Source organism: Chitinophaga oryziterrae, from assembly GCF_009758125.1.
Lineage (GTDB): Bacteria > Bacteroidota > Bacteroidia > Chitinophagales > Chitinophagaceae > Chitinophaga > Chitinophaga oryziterrae.
On the sequence record NZ_WRXO01000002.1, the window covers coordinates 743,455 to 759,947 of the forward strand.

Consider the following 16,493-nt stretch of genomic DNA (forward strand, 5'->3'; position numbering starts at 1 on the left):
ATCGCATTACGCAGGATTGTTAGTGTTTTGTCATCCGCCGGAAGGGTTTGTTCATATTCTGCCAGAAGCAGTTAATATTACGTTCTGAAATCCTGAAGAAAAGCATGAAGAAAGATAAGATACTGGTTATTGGAGCCTGTGGGCAGATTGGTGTTGAGCTGACACTGGCATTGAGAAAAATATATGGAGATGCCAACGTACTTGCTTCCGACCTTAGAGAAGAACATGATCTGCTGAAAGGTACCGGACCTTATGTTACCCTGGACGTAATGAATAAGGAACAACTGCATGTGCTGGTCATCCGTCATAATATTACCCAGATTTATCTGCTGGCTGCCATCCTTTCTGCTACCGGTGAAAAGAACCCGCTCCTGGCCTGGCATATCAACATGCAAAGCCTGCTGAACGTCCTGGACATCGCCAAGGAAGAGAGCATAGATAAAATCTACTGGCCCAGCTCCATTGCCGTATTCGGCCCCAATTCCCCTAAAGAAACAACACCTCAGCACACCATCATCGAGCCTACTACTATCTACGGTATCAGCAAGTATGCAGGTGAACGCTGGTGCGAATATTATAATCACCGCTATGGTCTGGATGTACGCAGCCTGCGCTACCCCGGCCTTATCAGCTATAAATCTGCTCCCGGCGGCGGTACTACGGACTACGCTATTGAAATCTTCCACGAAGCACTGGAAGAGAAAACATACAACTGCTTCCTGAAAGAAAGCACGTACCTGCCTATGATGTACATGCCCGATGCTATCCGCGCTACCATAGAACTAATGGAAGCGGATAAATCACGCATCACCGTACGTTCATCCTATAACCTCGGTGGTATGAGCTTTTCTCCAAAAGAAATTGCAGCTGAAATCAAAAAACATATTCCTGAATTTACTATCAGCTATGAACCGGACTACCGTCAGCAGATCGCCGACAGCTGGCCACAGAGTATAGACGATACACTGGCCCGTAACGACTGGGGCTGGAAACCGGAATTTTACCTTGAAAAAATGACGGCGGATATGCTGAAAAACTTACCAGCGACACTACAGAAATAATTGTCCTGAAAATTAACGTTCTGATCTAAACAAAAAACCCCGGCCATGCATGACCGGGGTTTATATTTTTTACAGGAATACTATTCTACAAATCCTACTGCTACAGTTGCATTGCTGAACTCATCTACCAGTATGAACGCGCCATTCGCCGGGTTCAGGTGATAAGAATCCGCAAATATCGGCTGTGCTGTTTTCAACGTAATCTTCCCGATATCATTCAGTCCAAGTTCCTTTTTATCTTCTACTATCTTGTTGTTAGTCACATCGATCACATGATTGATCTGCTGTACTTTCGCTTTCACACGGTTAATTCCATGCTGCAGTAAATACGCTTTGCCAGGCACCAGCTTTTGCTGGTCCATCCAGCATACCTGTGCCGTGATTTCCTTCAGCAGGGGAGGAACGTTATCCGTTTTAGACAACATGCTGCCACGGCTGGTATCAATCTCATCTTCCAGGGTAATTACCACACTCTCACGTGCACGGGCAGTAGATAACTGTGCTTCAAACTGCTCTATAGTTTTGATCTTGCTCTTTTGCTGTGAAGGCAGGGAGATGATCTCATCACCTACATTAAAATGACCACTGGCCACTTTACCGGCAAAGCCTCGGAAGTCATGAAACTCCCTGGTCATCGGACGGATCACGGATTGTACCGGGAAACGGGCGGGATGCGTACTGTCTGCATGATCAAAAGTGATCTGCTCCAGGTATTCCAGTAAGGATTCACCCTGGTACCAGTTGATCTTTTCAGATCTGCCGGCCACATTCTCTCCATATAAAGAAGAAATAGGGATGAACTTGATAGAAGGGGCCTGGAAAGACGCGCTGGCCACCATTTGCTGGAAATCTTCCACTATCTGGTTAAAACGTGCTTCGTTGTATTCCACAAGGTCCATTTTATTCACACACACTACCAGGTAAGGAATACGCAGCAGGGCAGCAATAAAGAAGTGCCTGTAGGTTTGTTCCACAATGCCTTTACGTGCATCTATCAGTATCAGGGATACCTGTGCGGTAGACGCACCGGTTACCATGTTACGGGTGTATTCTATATGTCCCGGGGTATCGGCAATAATGTATTTACGGTTAGGGGTAGAGAAGTAGATATGCGCTACGTCAATGGTAATACCCTGTTCACGTTCTGCTACCAGGCCATCTGTTAACAGGGACAGATCGGTAAAATCCAGTCCTTTACGTTTGCTGGCGGCATGTAATGCGTCCATTTTATCCTGGGGAATAGATTGCGTATCGTAGAGTAACCTGCCAATCAGGGTACTTTTACCATCATCTACACTGCCCGAAGTGGTTATATGTAAAACCTCCATGTTTAATTATTTGAATTAGTTTAAAAATAACCAGCCTGTTTTCTCTTTTCCATGGCGGCTTCGGAGCGTTTATCATCGATACGTGCTCCTCTTTCAGAAATCTTGGCTTCCATTATTTCAGCAATAATATCTTCCAGTTTATCTGCTTCAGACGCTACAGCAGCGGTACAGGTCATATCACCCACCGTACGGAAACGTACTTTATGAAGGAAGGGTTTTTCGTCCTCAGAAGTATTCAGAAAAGGGGAGGTAGGCCAGTACATACCATCTCTTTCTATAATCTCTCTTTCATGAGAGAAATAGATAGAGGGGATACGGAGGTTTTCCCTGCGGATATAATTCCATACATCCAGTTCTGTCCAGTTCGAAATAGGGAATACCCTCACATTTTCACCCAGATGGATCTTACCATTCAACATATCAAACAACTCGGGACGTTGCATTTTTGCATTCCACTGACCAAATTCATCTCTTACAGAGAAGATCCTTTCCTTGGCACGTGCCTTTTCTTCATCCCTGCGGGCTCCGCCCATACAGGCATCATACTTCAGCTCTTCGATACTATCTAATAAGGTAACTGTTTGCAGTGCATTACGACTGGCATACTTACCTGTTTCTTCCTGTACTTTCCCCTGGTTAATACTGTCCTGTACGTTTCTTACGATCAGTTCGAGTCCCAGTTTCTCCACCAGCCAGTCGCGAAACTCAATTGTTTCCGGGAAGTTATGCCCGGTATCGATATGCAACAGCGGAAAGGGTACTTTACCAGGATAAAAAGCCTTCTGCGCCAGGCGTACCAGTGTGATAGAGTCTTTTCCACCTGAAAACAGGATGGCAGGTTTTTCAAACTGTGCCGCCGTTTCACGCAAAATATAGATGGCCTCATCTTCCAATGCCTGCGGAAACTCCCACTGTATTTTATTGGTCATATATCTTAATTTAAATGGCCATTGTTCACAGACCATCTTGAAAAATAATTAAATAATATTAGCCGTGCAACCCACATTCCTTCTTGGATAATTCCCACCACCATCTGCCGGCACGTGGATGTTCCCCAGGTTCAACCGCACGGGTACAGGGTGCACATCCTATACTGATGAAACCTTTGTCATGCAGTTTGTTGTAAGGAACTTTATGCACCTTAATGTATTCCATCATATCGTCGTAAGTCCAGTGGATAAGCGGATTGTACTTGTATAGCTGCCTGGACTCGTCCCATTCAAGGGCTTCCAGTCCCTGCCGGTTTTCCGATTGCTCGGCACGCAGACCGGTAATCCATACTTTTACCCCCTGCAGGGCACGGTTCAGCGGTACTACTTTACGGATATGACAACATTCTTTTCTGTTCTCTACCGATTCATAGAAACTATTAGGGCCCTTTTCCAGCAACAGTTTTTCAACTGAAGCCGTTTCGGGAAAATATACTTCAAATGGTTTTTTGTAACGGGCGCGGGTAAGGTCCATCAGGTCATAAGTTTCCTGGAACAACCGGCCGGTATCCAGCGTAAATACCCGGATGGGTAAATCTGCCCGCCATATCATGTCCGCTACTACCTGATCTTCCTGCCCGAAAGAGGTGGAGAATGCCACGGCACCTGGAAATTGCTCTGCCAGGTATCGCATGGCGGCCGCTGCGTCAAGGCCTTCCAATGCTGCTTTAATGTTTTCCATGTAAACTTCCTTAGCTTATAACAGTCGTGACGCATTACCACTCATGCTTCCGCTGTAGAAACAAAATTACATAAAACCTATAAAAAAGATAGACTGTTTTGAAAAAAAATACAAATGATCCCCTTTATGGGGTAGTAAAGAGGGCAGGGGAAATGCTTAATCTCTAGTCAGAATATCCTTTAATGTTTTGGTTTCCAGTATTTTAAGTGAAGCGTCACGGACCTTGCCCATCACGTCATTTAATCCGCAAACGGCCTCGTCCCGACAATTTTCACAACGTTCGTAGTAGTTCAGACTTACGCATGGTAACAGGGCAATGGCGCCGTCCAGTAAACGGATGATCTTAGCCAGGGGGATCTCTTTAGGTGGCTTCAGCAGGTAATAACCGCCTCCTTTTCCTTTTTTGCTACCCAGAATACCTGCATTCTTTAACTCCAGCAGAATATTCTCCAGGAATTTGATGGAGATACTTTTTTCCTGAGCTATTTCAGAAATTAAAATTGGTCCCTTATCTGCATTTTCGGCTAGGTGTATGAGCGCGTGAAAAGCGTATTGTGTTTTTTTAGACAACATATCGAATGATTTGCATCCCTCCCTGAAGTTTGTGAATACGGTGAAGATTACGCAAAGATAACTGCTTTTTACGTCATTCCTGTTTTACAGGCTCAGTACGTCTTTCATGCTGAAAATCCCTTTCTTGTCTTTTAACCATTCTGCAGCTACTACGGCGCCTGAAGCAAAACCTTCCCGGGAGTGTGCTGTATGAGAAATAGTAATATCATCAATATCAGATGTATATGTAATAATATGGGTGCCAGGGGCCGGATCTATTCTTTTGGAAATAATAGACAGTTCATCCGGTTGCTCAGTCGCTTCATTTACCCATATTTTTTTACGGATTACCTTATCCATCACCTGTTCTGCCAGTGTAATAGCGGTACCGCTTGGCGCATCTTTTTTCTGTGTATGATGAATTTCTTCCATCACCACATTGTATTGGGGTTGTCCACTCATCAGTTCCGCCAGGCGTTTATTGACCTCAAAGAAGATGTTTACGCCTATGCTGAAGTTGCTGGCATATAAGAACGCCTGATGTTTTTCAAGGCATACAGCTTTCACTGCAGGTAAAGCGTCGAGCCAGCCTGTGCTGCCACAAACTACCGGTACATTTGCGGCAAAACACTTTAATATATTATGGTAAGCAGTTTCTGGTCCTGTGAATTCAATCGCTACATCTGCCTGCTGCAGCTGTTCCTTTTCCAAAGGTTGCTGACTGTTAGTCCGGAGTACAATCTCATGGCCTTTGGCAATAGCTATCTTTTCTATTGCTTTCCCCATTTTCCCATAACCGATAAGCGCTATCTTCATAATATATAGAGTGTTGTGATTTGCAGAGTGAGGTGATTAATGGCCTATGGCCATTGCATTGTTGAACTTCTTCTTTCCGCCTATACTTACGCGTAAACTCAGGCCAATGGATCTGTTATCGATAATTGCAGGTACGATCTTCATACTAAGATCGTCAGACATGTCGAAAGTACGAAGGTGGGCAAATACCGTAGCATCTGCGATGTTCAGCCCGTAGGCTATTACAAATACGAGTACGGAATAATCCACGTACTCCCGGTATCCGTCACGTAAATATTTCAGGGAAGCATCACTGTATAGCCCTTCATATGCATCATGGGTATCCGCATTACCGTCCATCCTGATACGGTAGGCATTGCGGTAAGTCCTGTATTCCCTCATATTAATGATAAAAGTACCGGTGGTGATACCAAGTGCAGCATAAACAAGAGGAAGTTTCCAGTATTCACGGTTATATATCTGTCCCAGACCTGGTAACACGGCAGAATAAAGTGCGGCCTTGCGTGGGCTATGTACAGGTTGTACAACAATGCGGGCAGTACTGTCTTTTTTAATAAAGAGCTTGCTGCTGTCTTTCCGGCTGTCCGGTTGTTGTTTCCGCAGGTAGGCTGCTTTGGTACTGTCCTGTGCCAGCAATGTAGACTGGACCAGGCATAACATGGGCATAGCTAAGAAACAAATGCGCAATAAAGTAAAGAGTATATTCCCGGACCTTTTAGCCACCGTATAAATCTATTTTTTCTAATATGCTATCCAGTTCCTCATCGGAATAAAACTCGATCATCACACTTCCTTTACCATTCTTACCTCTGTCCAGTTTTACTTTAGTCGCAAAGTGAGTCGCCAGGTGATCTTCTATTTTCTGATAAGCTGGTGGTAACACACTCTTCACAGGCTTCTTTACGTTGCCTTTGTCTATATGGCTGGTTTTACGCACCAGTTCTTCCGCCTGACGAACGGAAAGACCATTTTGAATGATCTCGTTAAATATAAATAGTTGTTTCTCAATATTTTCCACTGCAATCAATGCCCTGGCATGACCCATGCTGATTTGCCCGTTACGCACAGCCACCTGTACATCTGGTGGTAACTTTAAAAGACGGATATAGTTGGTAACTGTACTTCTTTCTTTACCCATCCTGTCTGCCACCTGTTCCTGCGTAAATACGCATTCATCCATCAGTCTCTTATAAGAAAGACCAATTTCTATGGCATTCAGATTTTCACGTTGCAGGTTTTCCAGCAATGCCAGCTCCAGGAGTTCCTGGTCATTGGCCTGACGGATATAAGCCGGAATGTCTTTCAGACCGGCCATTCTGCTGGCGCGTAAACGCCTTTCACCTGCTATGAGCTGGTACTTTTTGGGGCCTACCCTGCTTACTGTAATAGGTTGTATTACATCATGCAGTGAAATAGACATGCTCAATTCCTGTAAAGCCTTCTCATCAAAGTCCCGGCGCGGCTGCTTTGGATTCACATCTACCTGGTCCAGCGGGATACGTTCAATGCCCGTAGCCTGTGCCACTACCTGTTCGCCCAGGGCGCTGGTAGTCTGCTTCAGATCAGTATCAATGTTTTGCAGCAGCGAGCGGATACCTTTCCCCAGCGCCTCTTTTTTATTAGGATTGCCCTTACTCGGATTGCTCATCGTTAATTGCTAATATTTTATCGTCCTGGTTAATACGTGTAAAATTATTGTTCTGCAGTATTTCCTTAGCCAGGTTCAGGTAGTTAATAGCTCCTGTACTGGCGGCATCATACATAATCACGGATTTACCAAAGCTGGGGGCTTCTCCCAGTTTGGTATTACGGTGGATGATGGTATTAAATACACTTTCCTCGAAATGCTGCTTCACCTCATCTACTACCTGGTTGCTCAGGCGTAAACGGCCATCGTACATTGTCATCAGAATGCCTTCTATTTCCAGATGGGTATTCAAACGGCTTTGTACGATTTTTATTGTATTCAGTAACTTACCCAAACCTTCCAGTGCGAAGAATTCACATTGTACCGGGATGATCACCGAATCAGATGCCACCAGGGCATTTACCGTGATCAGACCCAGGGAAGGAGAGCAGTCAACTATAACAAAATCATAGTCATGCTTAACGGCATCTATCACCTGCTTCATCACCTGTTCCCTGTTCGGGTGGTTGATAAGCTCCAGTTCAGCGCCTACAAGGTCAATATGAGAAGGTAATACTTTCAAATTCGGGGTATCTGATTCTAATACCACATCTTTTGCAAGCACATCATTCACCATACAATCATATAAGCTCTGCTGTATATGACGCAGGTCAAAACCCAAACCGGTAGTGCTGTTAGCCTGTGGGTCGGCATCTACCAGTAAAGTTTTATATTCCAGCACAGCCAGACTGCTTGCCAGGTTAATAGCACTGGTAGTTTTCCCTACCCCCCCTTTCTGATTAGCGATTGCGATTACTCTTGCCATTTGTGATTAGGTATTTCTTAGGTTTACTATAGGATAATAAAAAGGCCATGGAACAATCCATGTAATATATACTTTTCTTACAAATCGATACTGCTTCCAATTGCCGGTAACAATAACTCTAAGCCTGCTTTGGCAAATTGTTTTGTCACTTTCTCTTTATCTATCTTAATATAACCAAATGTATCGTAATGAACTCCTATAATGCGCTTACACTGAATAAATTCTGCTGCTACAATGGCATCATCTGCCCCCATTGTAAAATTATCTCCTATCGGTAATACTGCAAAGTCCAGTTTTGCAAACCGGGGAATCAACTGCATGTCCAGCGTAAGGGCCGTATCTCCTGCAAAGTAGAAATTGCCTTCTGCTGTCGTAAACAGGAATCCCATGGGATTACCACCATATGAACCATCCGGTAAACCACTGGAATGATGAGCAACCACACACTTCACTGTTCCAAAATCAAACGCCCACTTTCCTCCCGTATTCATAGGATGTACTTTCTCCAACCCCTGTTTCCCCAACCAGGTTATAATTTCAAAAGACCCAACAACCGTGGCATTGGTACGTCTGGCCAGGACAATGAGATCCGCAATATGATCATCATGGCCATGAGAAATGAAAATATAATCGGCCTCTATCTTATTGATATCTATAGACTTGGCCAGTTCGTTATGGGTAATGAACGGATCAAAAACTATCTTCTTACCCTTAATTTCTACTGCAAAGCTGGAATGACCGTAAAAAGTAAATTTCATATATCAGTATCTTTACCAAGTCAGACAAAAGTACAACGATTAGGTAAAATTAAGGTGTAGGGGTATATTTATTTATTCACAACAACTGAAGTACGCAATTGTTAATTTGTTAATAATTAATTAGTTAACCATATTTCTCCCTTAAAACGAAAAATTGTCGCACAAAGGTACAATATTGGTTATCATAAATCGTCATCAGATAATGCCGACTTTAGCGCAAATCAATTGGCTCAAATAAAAAATCATGCGGGGATTTAATACGATTATACTGGTAGTAATATTGCTTTTACTCGATATTTACGTTTTCATGGCCGTAAGAGGTATCCTCAGCGGTTCATCGGGACGTACACGGTCAATAGTTTTCAGTATCTACTGGGCTTTATCTGCCCTGGTATTGCTGACTATCCTGTTATTACCTTATCTCAACTGGCAGGACTGGCCCGTTAATACCCGCTCCTTCGTACTTACCGTCATCTTCGGGCTCGTATTCGCCAAATTGCTGGTTGCCGTATTCCTGCTGCTGGATGATTTAAGAAGAGGGGTACAATGGATATTCAAAAAGTTCTCATCAGCCTCAACCACTTCTTCCGATATCAGCAATATCACCCGCTCCCGCTTTTTGACACAGGTCGCCCTGCTGATGGGTGGTGGATTATTCGCTACCATACTATATGGTATCACCAACCGCTACAATTACCGGGTACATAAAATCAAACTGACCTTTAAAAACCTGCCACCGGCATTTAAAGGACTGAGGATCGTGCAAATATCTGATATTCACTCCGGTAGCTTAAATAACAAAGAAGCCGTTGCCAAAGGCATTGCCCTCATCGAAGCCCAAAAGGCAGATATCATTTTCTTTACCGGCGACCTGGTAAACGACCGCGCACTGGAAATGGATAATCACATGGACCTCTTTAGCCAGATAAAAGCGCCTATGGGCGTGTATTCCACTCTCGGTAACCACGACTATGGCGATTATTATGCCTGGCCAGACAGAGACGCCAACGGTTATAGCGTACAACGCACCGAAAACCTCGAAAAAGTAAAAGGCCTTCACGGAGAACTGGGCTGGCGCTTACTGATGAACGAACACGTCACCCTGGACAGGGGAGGAGAGCAGATCGCACTGCTGGGAATAGAAAACTGGAGCGCCATGACCCGTTTCCCTAAATATGGGGATATGAAGAAAGCATATGCCGGTGCAGCTCACCTGCCCTTTAAAATATTATTATCTCACGATCCTACCCATTGGGATGCTCAGGTAAGAACTGAATACCCTGATATCGATCTTACCCTGGCTGGTCATACCCATGGTATGCAGTTCGGCGTTGAAATTCCCGGAATCAGATGGAGTCCTGCCCAATACATCTATAAAGAATGGGCAGGCCTTTACAAAGAGGGCAACCAGCACCTGTACGTAAACAGGGGTTTTGGATTCCTGGGGTATCCGGGACGCGTAGGGATTTTACCCGAAATAACGGTAATCGACCTCGTATAATTAAAACCTTCAAACTTTTCTCTTATCTTGCGGGCAAGTAAAATGCTTCGTGCATGCGCCGCTGCCTTTGTTTCGTCTTATTTCTGTTGTGTAGTCAGGCTGTTATGAGCCAGTCCCTTGCCGAACTTGAAAAGCAACTGGATTCCCTATTGAGTAAACGGGAGAAAAGTGAATTCATGATCGGGATAGGCTATGGTAATAACCCTGCCTATGGGAGTAAAGTTGTTGCCAGCAACGAAGACCGCCCCATTGTGATGAAGACTTTCGTCACACCTACCCTTGGATACTACCATAAAAAAGGGTTCTACGCTACTGCCAGTGCCTACTACCTTTTTGATGCCATCGGCGATCCCTGGTTTGAATGGGATTTCTCAGCAGGGTACGACTATACCAAAAACAGGAATTTCCTTACAGGGATCTCCTATACCAAATATATCTTCTCCGATTCTTCTGACGTTCCCGCTACACCTATTAATAATGAACTCTTTGCATACTTCTATTACCGCAACTGGTGGGTACAGCCAGGTATTAGCCTGGACCTTGGCTGGGGTAGCAAAGAAGAAAAAATAGGACCGGTTACCCGTAACGTTTCAGGGAAAGACTGGAATATAGTCGCCGCCATCAGACATCCCTTTGTATTTATGGATGTCATAAAACCGGATGATGCCTTCCTGATTACGCCTTCCCTTGGCCTTACCATGGGAACGGCACATTATTATAGTAACCTCAAAGCATTCCAGTATATATCCCGCTCTCCCAAACTGAAATGGGAGGGTAAAGAAGACCGTCCCGAGGCGCTGAGGAATGCACTTCAACTCTCCAGTAGTAACAAAACCGGCTTCGAAGTACGGGCCCTCGACTTCACCCTTAATGTTTCTTACGTAGTAGGGAAATTTACCATAGCTCCTTCTTATACCGTCTTCAGACCCTTTCAGGGAACGGATAAGAGCCTGATGGGATACTTCACGGCAAGGGTCGGATTTTCAATAAAGTAATATATAAATAAACTTAGCATAGAATTTGATATAATATGTAGCATATAAAAAACGCTATATGAAAAAACTGTTTTTCGCAATGGCAGTACTCAGTGTAACTGCATTTTCTACTGTTAGTGCCCAAAGCAAATTTTTAAGATTCGGTTTAAAAGGAGGTGCAAACCTGGGTAAACTGGATGGTAAAGGTTACAAGGATGGATTTAACCTGGGATATCACCTGGGTGGTTTTGCACAGATAAACCTCACAAAAGGGTTTGGCGTTCAGGGAGAACTGATCTTCTCATCTACCCAAACTAAAACAACCAGCGATTTCGGTCAGATTTACAACCCGGACAATCTGAACGACCCTTCAAATGAAAATAAAAAGATTACACTGAACTATCTCAGTATTCCCCTGCTGGCTAACTTCTCCCTGGGTACTCCACGCATCAAACTGCAGGTTGGACCTCAGTTCAGTGCATTGGTCAGCAACAGGAATGTATTCAAAGGAGCCAATGACGCATTCAATGGCGGAGATATTTCCGGTGTTGCCGGCTTATGGATCCAGTTGCCAATCGTAAACATCAGCGCCCGTTACATTGTTGGTTTTACCGACGTAAGAAGCGTACAGGACGTGTCTAACACCGGTAACTGGAAAAACCAGGCTATCCAGTTAGGGGTGGGTGTAACATTATAACACTTATCATATAAATCATAAAAAGCGTCCCGGCAATTTGCCGGGACGCTTTTTATATTAGACCTATAGTTATTACCTATATACAAATGGCATTAAACTTGACAATATACCTGTGCTTATAAATAAAAGGAAAAGCTGGGCCATAGGCTGACAAATTGGCCACTTTCTGAATCAAACTATGCAGATGAACAGATTTTATTTAAATAATTCTGAAGAAGAGATGGAATTCATGCCTATTATCCCCCTAAATGAAGATGGGGATGGGCAGGAAGACGATAAAATACCTGATGAACTGGCACTCTTACCTTTAAGAAATACTGTACTTTTTCCCGGCGTTGTATTACCTATCACCGTTGGCAGGGACAAATCAATTAAGGCTGTCAATGACGCTTACAGAAGCGACAAACTGATAGGCGTAGTAGCACAGAAAGACAGTACAATAGAGGACCCTAATGTAGTTGATCTGGCAGATGTAGGTACGGTTGCCCGTATCGTGAAACTGATCAAAATGCCGGATGGTGGTACCACCATCATCATACAGGGACGCAAAAGATTTAAGATCAGTGAAATAGCTTCCGAAGATCCCTATTTCAAAGCGCGTATAGAAATACTGAACGATGAAATAGTGACAGATGATCCGGAATTCGATGCGTACATCTCGTCTATCAAAGACCTGGCAGGACAAATCATTCAACTCTCTCCAAACCTGCCATCAGAAGCAAGCATCATCCTCAAGAATATTGAGAACGCTTCCTTCCTGGTGCATTTCGTTTCCTCCAACCTTAACTGCGACCTGAAGGAAAAACAACAACTGCTGGAAATCAATAACCTGCGCACCCGTGCAGAACTGTTATTAAAACTCCTGCAGGTGGAATTACAACTGGCGGAGTTAAAAAACAAGATCACCAATAAAACCAAAGCAGACCTGGATAAACAGCAGCGGGAATACTTCCTGCAACAACAACTGAAATCCATTAAGGAAGAACTGGGTGGTGATTCCAACGATCGTGAAGTAAAAGAACTGCAGCGCAAAGCAGAAAAGAAAGTATGGACAGAAGCCGCTGCAGAACTGTTCCGCAAAGGAATCGAGAAACTGGAACGCATGCATCCGAGTACCCCCGATTACTCCGTGGTATATAATCACTTGGACCTGATGCTGGACCTGCCGTGGCAGGATTATACCCAGGACAGCTACGATCTTAAAAAAGCCAAAAAGATCCTTGACAATGATCATTATGGCATGGATAAGATTAAAGAAAGGATACTGGAATACCTGGCCGTGCTGAAACTGAAAGGGGATATGAAATCTCCTATCCTTTGTTTCGTAGGCCCTCCGGGTATTGGTAAAACCTCTCTGGGACGCTCCATCGCCAGCGCTATCGGTCGTAAATATGTACGTCTGAGCCTTGGTGGTCTGCACGATGAAAGCGAAATCCGCGGACACCGTAAAACATATATCGGCGCTATGCCAGGCCGTATCCTGCAATCCATCCGTAAGGTAAAAACCTCTAACCCGGTGATGATCCTGGATGAGATAGACAAGATAGGCAGCGACCAGCGCGGAGATCCAAGTTCTGCCATGCTGGAAGTACTGGACCCCGAACAAAACGGGACCTTCTACGATAACTACCTGGAGCTTGAATATGATCTCAGTAAAGTATTATTCATCGCTACAGCCAATAATATCAATGCTATCAATCCGGCCCTGCGCGACCGCCTGGAAATCATTGATCTCAGTGGTTATTCCATAGAAGAAAAGGCGGAAATCGCCAAACGCCACCTCGTTCCAAAACAGAAGGATGCACACGGTCTGAAATCACTCAAAATGAAGATCAGCACCGGTGTAATGGACAGGATCATCCAGGACTATACCCGCGAAAGCGGTGTACGTGAACTGGACCGCCAACTGGCTTCCATTATGCGCTCCCTTGCAAAAGACGTTGCGCTGGAAGAAGAGGTGCCGGATAGCCTTACAGAAGAACATGTAGAGAAAATACTGGGTAAGCCCCGCTATTCCAACGAAATATACAAGGTGGGTAACCCCGCCGGTGTAGCCGTTGGCCTGGCCTGGACATATGTAGGAGGAGATATCCTCTTTATAGAAAGCAGCCTGAGTGAAGGAAAAGGGGAATTGAAACTGACAGGTAACCTCGGTAACGTGATGAAGGAGTCTGCAACCACAGCCCTCAGTTACTTACAGGCGAATGCTGCCCAGTTCAATATCGATCCTAAAATCATGTACCAGCGAAGCGTGCATGTGCACGTACCGGAAGGAGCTGTACCTAAAGATGGCCCCAGCGCAGGTATCACCATGCTCACCGCCCTTACTTCCGTGTTTACCGGAAGAAAGGTAAAGTCTTACCTGGCAATGACAGGGGAAATCACCCTGCGCGGACAGGTATTACCGGTAGGTGGGATCAAGGAAAAGATACTGGCTGCCAAAAGGGCGGGTATTCGGGAAATTATCCTTTGCTGGCAGAATGAAAAAGATATCAAGGAATTAAATCCTGAGCATATAAAGGGATTAAAGTTCCATTTTGTAAAAGAAATGAACCAAGTGATCGATATAGCGTTATTAAAGAAGTAACACACTTCATGCAGGTTGTTACAGTTGTAACCTGCATCGTATGTTTATGTTGATTGTTTTAAGGGTTTAAATAAAGCCATTCTTCCTTCGGGCAGAGTGGCTTTATTTTGTAGGCTAATGCATAGCTCCTTCATGTCTCCTTCATGTCTCCTTCATACCTGAAGCATGGTTGAAGCATGAACCCTATATCAACCATGCATGACCATGCATTCTCATGTAATTTTCCTCTGGCTCATTAATATTATTTATTATTAATTAGTTTTATGTCAGCATGTGGAAAATCACCCTCTTAATTTTATTCCTATATCTACAGCCCTGTACAGCACAGGTACTGGGAGGAAAGAGCGTATTTTCTTTCCTGGATCTTCCCGTAGCCCCTCAACTGGCCGCCCTGGGAAATGTAAATGTCAGTCAGCAGAATAATGATATCGCCTTGTCCGCATTAAACCCGGCTTTACTGAGAGAAAGCATGCACCAGCACCTGGAAATGAACTACACCAACTACTTCGCAGATGTGCAGTATGCACATTGCCTGTTTGGTTATCATTCCAATCGTTTACAAACAACATTTGCAGCAGGTATTCAATATATTAACTACGGTACTGTTACCCAAACAGATGCATCCGGTAATATCCAGGGAGCCTTCAAACCCCGGGATATGTCTGTACAACTCACCATGTCCCGGCAATACCTGGAAAGATGGCATTATGGTGTCACTTTACAATTTATACAATCAAATTACCAGCAATATCATTCTACCGGTTTAGGCGTAAATGTGGGGCTCACCTACCAGGATACCACCCATAAATGGCAGGCAGGATTTGTGGCAAAGAACATGGGCGTACAACTAAGTACCTATGTGGCAGGTTCACAGGAACCCTTACCATTCGATTTACAGGTAGGGATCTCTAAAAAGCTGGAACATATTCCTTTACAATTATCAGCCACCTTGCATCACGTTTATCAGTTCGACGTTCGTTATGCAGATCCCGGTTTTGAGGAAGGCACCATCATTACAAACGGGGATACTACGAAAGCCGGTAATAAAACAGCTGATAAGATCTTCCGGCATTTTGTGCTGGCCGCACAGTGGGAGATAGGCCGTTATGTAGAGCTTACAGCAGGGTACAATCATTTAAGGCGTCAGGAGTTGGCAACACCTCAACAAAAAGGGTTAAGCGGCTTTTCCGCAGGTGTAGGCATCATCACGCGCAAACTGCAACTGCGCTATACCCGTTCATGGTACCAGCGCAGTGCAGCGCTTAATCAGTTAGGCGTGAATGTGCCGCTAAGAGAGTGGGGCGTATTCTAGTCTGTCAGTTCCCTTTTATACAACTGTATCGTATTCTCCAGCCCCAAATAAATCGCATCACATACCAGCGCATGGCCAATAGATACTTCCTTCAACTGTGGAATATGGAGCTTAAAGAAACGTAAATTCTCCAGGCTCAGATCATGCCCTGCATTCAGATCCAATCCAATAGCAGTAGCTGCTTTCGCTGTATTCTTGTAATCGTTGAATAACTGGAAATTCTGTGGTTGTGTACGCGCCTTTGCATATTCTTCTGCATAAGGACCGGTATATAATTCTATACGGTCGGCTCCCGCAGTCTTAGCTGCTTCCACTTTACTCACATCGGCGTTTAAAAAGATAGACACCCTGATTCCTGCAGCCTTCAAAGTACCGATTACGTCTTTCAGAAAAGACTGATACTGGATAGTATCCCAGCCGGTATTGGAAGTGATCGCATCAGGCGGATCGGGCACCAGTGTACACTGATCTGGCTTTATTGCCAGTACCAGGTCCATGAAACCCTTAGAAGGGTATCCCTCGATATTAAATTCTGTAGTTACCAGTGGTTTCAGGTCTATCACATCCTGGTAGCGTATATGGCGTTCATCCGGCCGGGGATGTACGGTAATGCCATCTGCGCCAAATCGTTCACAATCCTGTGCTACTTTGAGTATGTCCGGCATATTGCCGCCCCGTGCATTACGGAGGGTAGCAAACTTGTTGATATTTACACTAAGCTTGGTCATGCTGCAAAAATAAAGAAAAAAAGGGTGTTCTCTTTTTAGCAGAACACCCTTTCCT

General features: G+C 44.5%; 16 protein-coding genes. 6 read left to right on the forward strand and 10 right to left on the reverse strand.

The genetic code is table 11. The annotated features are described in order from the left end of the window. Window positions 1-104 precede the first annotated feature (104 nt). Window positions 105-1,061, forward strand: coding sequence for an NAD-dependent epimerase/dehydratase family protein (locus tag GO495_RS10695; protein ID WP_157299667.1), 957 nt, complete (start codon window positions 105-107; stop codon window positions 1,059-1,061). Window positions 1,062-1,141: 80 nt separating this feature from the next. Here GO495_RS10695 and GO495_RS10700 read toward each other — a convergent pair whose 3' ends face one another. The 9 genes from GO495_RS10700 to GO495_RS10740 all read right to left on the reverse strand — a co-directional run bounded on the left by GO495_RS10700 (window position 1,142) and on the right by GO495_RS10740 (window position 8,639). Continuing rightward, window positions 1,142-2,389, reverse strand: coding sequence for a sulfate adenylyltransferase subunit 1 (locus tag GO495_RS10700; protein ID WP_157299668.1), 1,248 nt, complete (start codon window positions 2,387-2,389; stop codon window positions 1,142-1,144). A gap of 20 nt (window positions 2,390-2,409) precedes the next feature. Beyond that, the gene (gene cysD, locus GO495_RS10705; RefSeq protein WP_089782975.1) at window positions 2,410-3,318 is read right to left on the reverse strand and encodes a sulfate adenylyltransferase subunit CysD; all 909 of its coding nucleotides are present in this window, start codon (window positions 3,316-3,318) and stop codon (window positions 2,410-2,412) included. Window positions 3,319-3,376: 58 nt separating this feature from the next. Beyond that, window positions 3,377-4,060: a phosphoadenylyl-sulfate reductase gene (locus GO495_RS10710; protein WP_157299669.1), complete on the reverse strand. Its 684-nt coding sequence runs from the start codon at window positions 4,058-4,060 to the stop codon at window positions 3,377-3,379. A gap of 156 nt (window positions 4,061-4,216) precedes the next feature. Continuing rightward, complete coding sequence (locus GO495_RS10715; RefSeq protein WP_090105840.1) at window positions 4,217-4,633, reverse strand: RrF2 family transcriptional regulator; 417 nt, start codon at window positions 4,631-4,633, stop codon at window positions 4,217-4,219. Window positions 4,634-4,717: 84 nt separating this feature from the next. Beyond that, window positions 4,718-5,428: a 4-hydroxy-tetrahydrodipicolinate reductase gene (gene dapB, locus GO495_RS10720; protein ID WP_157299670.1), complete on the reverse strand. Its 711-nt coding sequence runs from the start codon at window positions 5,426-5,428 to the stop codon at window positions 4,718-4,720. Window positions 5,429-5,464: 36 nt separating this feature from the next. Further along, window positions 5,465-6,151: a DUF5683 domain-containing protein gene (locus GO495_RS10725; RefSeq protein ID WP_170302658.1), complete on the reverse strand. Its 687-nt coding sequence runs from the start codon at window positions 6,149-6,151 to the stop codon at window positions 5,465-5,467. After that, a complete protein-coding gene (locus GO495_RS10730) occupies window positions 6,144-7,076 on the reverse strand; it encodes a ParB/RepB/Spo0J family partition protein (protein ID WP_157299672.1) in 933 nt (310 codons plus the stop codon). Before GO495_RS10730 ends, GO495_RS10725 begins: the two co-directional genes overlap by 8 nt. Continuing rightward, entirely contained in the window at window positions 7,060-7,881 is an 822-nt protein-coding gene (locus GO495_RS10735; RefSeq protein WP_089782980.1) for a ParA family protein, read from the reverse strand. Before GO495_RS10735 ends, GO495_RS10730 begins: the two co-directional genes overlap by 17 nt. 77 nt (window positions 7,882-7,958) lie before the next feature. Next, window positions 7,959-8,639, reverse strand: a complete 681-nt coding sequence (locus GO495_RS10740; RefSeq protein WP_157299673.1) for a metal-dependent hydrolase — start codon at window positions 8,637-8,639, stop codon at window positions 7,959-7,961. A 244-nt stretch (window positions 8,640-8,883) separates the two neighbouring features. Here GO495_RS10740 and GO495_RS10745 point away from each other — a divergent pair, with 244 nt between their 5' ends. From GO495_RS10745 to porQ, 5 genes are all read left to right on the forward strand, one after another. Continuing rightward, entirely contained in the window at window positions 8,884-10,140 is a 1,257-nt protein-coding gene (locus GO495_RS10745; RefSeq protein WP_157299674.1) for a metallophosphoesterase, read from the forward strand. 104 nt (window positions 10,141-10,244) lie between these two features. After that, window positions 10,245-11,135, forward strand: coding sequence for a hypothetical protein (locus GO495_RS10750; protein WP_157299675.1), 891 nt, complete (start codon window positions 10,245-10,247; stop codon window positions 11,133-11,135). Window positions 11,136-11,193: 58 nt separating this feature from the next. Further along, a complete protein-coding gene (locus GO495_RS10755; RefSeq protein ID WP_157299676.1) occupies window positions 11,194-11,811 on the forward strand; it encodes a porin family protein in 618 nt (205 codons plus the stop codon). 184 nt (window positions 11,812-11,995) lie between these two features. Further along, entirely contained in the window at window positions 11,996-14,398 is a 2,403-nt protein-coding gene (lon, locus tag GO495_RS10760; RefSeq protein ID WP_157299677.1) for an endopeptidase La, read from the forward strand. 271 nt (window positions 14,399-14,669) lie between these two features. After that, window positions 14,670-15,710: a type IX secretion system protein PorQ gene (porQ, locus tag GO495_RS10765; RefSeq protein WP_157299678.1), complete on the forward strand. Its 1,041-nt coding sequence runs from the start codon at window positions 14,670-14,672 to the stop codon at window positions 15,708-15,710. Here porQ and GO495_RS10770 read toward each other — a convergent pair. Then, window positions 15,707-16,438 (reverse strand): pyridoxine 5'-phosphate synthase, encoded by a 732-nt coding sequence (locus tag GO495_RS10770; RefSeq protein WP_157299679.1) that lies wholly within the window; start codon window positions 16,436-16,438, stop codon window positions 15,707-15,709. The two genes, porQ and GO495_RS10770, sit on opposite strands and share 4 nt — an antisense overlap. Window positions 16,439-16,493 lie beyond the last annotated feature (55 nt).

Excerpts from the sequence above, each read along its gene's own strand:
- cysD (WP_089782975.1), bottom strand. The coding sequence starts at position 3,318 with ATGACCAATAAAATACAGTGGGAGTTTCCGCAGGCATTGGAAGATGAG.
- GO495_RS10715 (WP_090105840.1), bottom strand. The coding sequence starts at position 4,633 with ATGTTGTCTAAAAAAACACAATACGCTTTTCACGCGCTCATACACCTA.
- lon (WP_157299677.1), top strand. The coding sequence starts at position 11,996 with ATGAACAGATTTTATTTAAATAATTCTGAAGAAGAGATGGAATTCATG.
- GO495_RS10755 (WP_157299676.1), top strand. The coding sequence starts at position 11,194 with ATGAAAAAACTGTTTTTCGCAATGGCAGTACTCAGTGTAACTGCATTT.
- GO495_RS10700 (WP_157299668.1), bottom strand. The coding sequence starts at position 2,389 with ATGGAGGTTTTACATATAACCACTTCGGGCAGTGTAGATGATGGTAAA.
- porQ (WP_157299678.1), top strand. The coding sequence starts at position 14,670 with ATGTGGAAAATCACCCTCTTAATTTTATTCCTATATCTACAGCCCTGT.
- GO495_RS10745 (WP_157299674.1), top strand. The coding sequence starts at position 8,884 with ATGCGGGGATTTAATACGATTATACTGGTAGTAATATTGCTTTTACTC.
- GO495_RS10770 (WP_157299679.1), bottom strand. The coding sequence starts at position 16,438 with ATGACCAAGCTTAGTGTAAATATCAACAAGTTTGCTACCCTCCGTAAT.
- GO495_RS10695 (WP_157299667.1), top strand. The coding sequence starts at position 105 with ATGAAGAAAGATAAGATACTGGTTATTGGAGCCTGTGGGCAGATTGGT.
- GO495_RS10730 (WP_157299672.1), bottom strand. The coding sequence starts at position 7,076 with ATGAGCAATCCGAGTAAGGGCAATCCTAATAAAAAAGAGGCGCTGGGG.
- GO495_RS10740 (WP_157299673.1), bottom strand. The coding sequence starts at position 8,639 with ATGAAATTTACTTTTTACGGTCATTCCAGCTTTGCAGTAGAAATTAAG.
- GO495_RS10750 (WP_157299675.1), top strand. The coding sequence starts at position 10,245 with ATGAGCCAGTCCCTTGCCGAACTTGAAAAGCAACTGGATTCCCTATTG.
- GO495_RS10710 (WP_157299669.1), bottom strand. The coding sequence starts at position 4,060 with ATGGAAAACATTAAAGCAGCATTGGAAGGCCTTGACGCAGCGGCCGCC.
- dapB (WP_157299670.1), bottom strand. The coding sequence starts at position 5,428 with ATGAAGATAGCGCTTATCGGTTATGGGAAAATGGGGAAAGCAATAGAA.
- GO495_RS10735 (WP_089782980.1), bottom strand. The coding sequence starts at position 7,881 with ATGGCAAGAGTAATCGCAATCGCTAATCAGAAAGGGGGGGTAGGGAAA.